The following is a 3,041-nucleotide window of genomic DNA, read 5'->3' on the forward strand; positions in this document are numbered from 1 at the left end:
GAATTTGATCCGGAAGGCGTTGCGGAACACTGTAGATTTGCCGGGATAGAAGTACCGAAAGAAAAACCACAGAAAACGAAGAAACAAAACAGGGGAGAGGAACGATAATTTATGGAAGTAAAGATGAACAAAGAAATCAGGGACTATCAAGAATCCATGTTTATGGGACTGGACCTGAGACAATGTGTGTGTTCTGTTCTTGCGATTCTTACAGCAATCGGAATTTACTTTGGAATGCGTGATATTACCGGACAGGAAATAACCGGATGGCTGTGTGTGCTTGGTGCTGCTCCATTTGCTGCCTGTGGCTTTTTCAAATATCATGGTATGACAGCCGAACAGTTTTTATGGGCAGTGATCAAATCCGAATTGCTGTATCCGAAGAAACTGGTGTTTCAGTCGGAAGATATCTACTACTCCTGCATGCAGGAGACCATCTCGCTGGGAGAAAAGAATCAAAAGGATGGAGCGGAAATCATAAAAGAGCGGGAGCAAAAAGCAGAAGCAAAACAGAGAAAGAAACGCAAGGGAAGGAGTGATGCCTTTGATTAAAACCTTAAGTCAGGCACTTCGGATGGATAAGGAACGCTTCAAAGTTCCGAAATCCGTCCAACAGGCAATTCCCATCCAGCGAATCTGGCCGGATGGAATTTTTCAACAGGGAACGAAATTCTCAAAAACATATCGTTTTACAGATATCAACTATTATATTGCGAGTAAGGACAATAAGACAGAAATGTTTCTGGATTATTCTGAACTCTTAAATTCACTGGATTCCGGCATTTCTGCCCAAATTACCATCAATAATCGGAGAATCAATAAAGAAGAATTCGAAAAGTCTATTCTGCTTCCAATGAAGGAAGATGGACTGGACCACTATCGGGAAGAATACAACGAAATGCTCCTGTCTAAGATTACAGGAACAAACAACAGCATCTATCAGGAACGGTATCTGACCGTCAGTGTACATAAAAGATCGATTGATGATGCAAGAACCTATTTTGCACGTATCGGAACAGACATCGTAACACATCTGGCAAAGTTATCGTCCACAGCAGAAGGACTGGACGCAGAGAGCCGGCTCCAGATTTTCAGGGATTTCTTCAAGGGAGATGTCCCACAGGCATTTCCGTTTGATCTGAAACAATTTGCCAAGAAGGGAACAAGTTTCAAGGACTGGATGTGTCCGGATTCTATGGAATTTGAACGTGACCATTTTAAAATCGGTGACAGATACGGAAGAGTCCTGTATATGCAGGATTATGCAAGTTATGTCAAAGATGACATGATTTCAGAATTGTGTGACTTTAGCCGGAATCTGATGTTGTCGATTGACATCCTGCCAGTCCCTACGGATGAAGCGGTAAGGGAAATCCAGAACCGACTGCTTGGTGTGGAAACTAACGTGACCAACTGGCAGAGAAGGCAGAACGCTAATAATAACTTCTCGGCAATCGTACCATACGATATGGAACTTCAGAGAAAAGAAACAAAGGAAATGCTCGATGATCTGACAACCAGAGACCAGCGTATGATGTTCGGGATTTTGACAATGGTACATCTGGCAGACAGCAAAAAGCAACTGGATTCCGATACGGAACTGATTCTGTCAATCGCAAGAAAGCATCTGTGTCAGATGGCAACATTAAAGTGGCAGCAAGTGGACGGACTCAATACAGTGCTTCCTTACGGACTGCGAAAGATCAATGCCCTGCGTACATTGACAACGGAATCAACGGCTGTTTTAATCCCGTTCCATACACAGGAAATCCTGCAGCCGGGAGGTATCTATTATGGGCAGAATGCAGTCAGCAAGAACCTTCTGGTAGCCGACCGGAAGAAACTGATGAATGGAAACAGTTTCCGGTTGGGCGTCAGTGGATCAGGAAAGAGCTTTTCGGCAAAAGAAGAGATTGTGCATCTGGCATTGAGTACCGATGACGATATCCTGATTCTTGATCCGGAGTCCGAATTTACAAAATTAGTAGAGGCTCTGGGCGGACAGGTTGTAAAAGTATCTGCGACATCAGACAATCATCTGAATGCAATGGATATGGACGCAGCCTACGGCAATGAAAAGAATCCACTGATTGAAAAATCGGAGTTTATCCTGTCTGTGTTCGAGCAGTTGGTTGGAGCAGGAAATCTGTCGGCAAAAGAAAAGTCGATTCTGGACCGCTGTGCTGCAGATGTGTACCGGGATTATATCCGAAGTGGTTATACCGGAGAAGTTCCGACATTGAAAGATATGTACCGACAGTTGATGTTACAGCCGGAAGAAGAGGCAAGGGGACTTGCACTGTCATCCGAACTTTTTATCAATGGAAGCCTGAACACCTTTGCACAGCCGACCAATGTGAATAAGAAGAACAGGATCATGGATTATGATATCCGGGAACTGGGGGAACAGCTTATGCCACTGGGAATGCTGGTTACCTTAGACAGTATTTTCAACAGGGTAATTCAGAACTGGAAAGAAGGAAAAACGACATGGATATTTGCCGATGAGTTCTATCTGTTATTCCGCTATGAATACAGTGCAAATTTCTTCTACCGACTGTACAAGAGAATCAGAAAATACAATGGATTCGTGACAGGTTTAACCCAAAATGTTGAGGAACTTCTGAAATCGGACACTGCAAGACTGATGTTGGCAAACAGTGAGTTTTTGATTCTTTTGAATCAGGCAAGTACAGACAGGGAAGAATTGGCAGCTCTTTTGAATATTTCCGAAAACCAACTGTCCTATATTACAAATGTATCGGTTGGCAGTGGCCTAATCCGTTGCTCTGGGAATATCGTACCATTTGAGAATACGTTCCCAAAGAATACAGACCTTTATAAACTAATGACAACAAAACCGGGAGAATCATAATGAAGAAAAAAGAAGAAGTAACGATAACTTTTTATGCTGCAGAGTGCGGTGAGTTCCATGATTTAGGAGAATATACAAAATGCAGAACGCTGGAAGAGGCATATAAAAAGTACCAGAAATATTGTAGAACATCTGCCAATATGTGTCCGGCTATTGAGTTTTCTAT

General features: G+C 42.9%; 2 protein-coding genes. Both read left to right on the forward strand.

Annotated features, from left to right (window positions below; all coding sequences use genetic code 11):
- Positions 1-111: 111 nt before the first annotated feature.
- Entirely contained in the window at positions 112-552 is a 441-nt protein-coding gene (locus G4407_RS15810) for a PrgI family protein (protein WP_023923453.1), read from the forward strand.
- A complete protein-coding gene (locus G4407_RS15815) occupies positions 545-2,875 on the forward strand; it encodes a VirB4-like conjugal transfer ATPase, CD1110 family (protein ID WP_199669452.1) in 2,331 nt (776 codons plus the stop codon). The genes G4407_RS15810 and G4407_RS15815 overlap by 8 nt, the downstream gene beginning before the upstream one ends.
- The last annotated feature ends 166 nt before the right edge of the window (positions 2,876-3,041 follow it).

It is taken from the genome of Allocoprococcus comes (assembly GCF_013300725.1).
In the GTDB taxonomy this organism is placed as follows: Bacteria; Bacillota; Clostridia; order Lachnospirales; family Lachnospiraceae; genus Allocoprococcus; species Allocoprococcus comes_A.

Excerpts from the sequence above, each read along its gene's own strand:
- G4407_RS15810 (WP_023923453.1), top strand. The coding sequence starts at position 112 with ATGGAAGTAAAGATGAACAAAGAAATCAGGGACTATCAAGAATCCATG.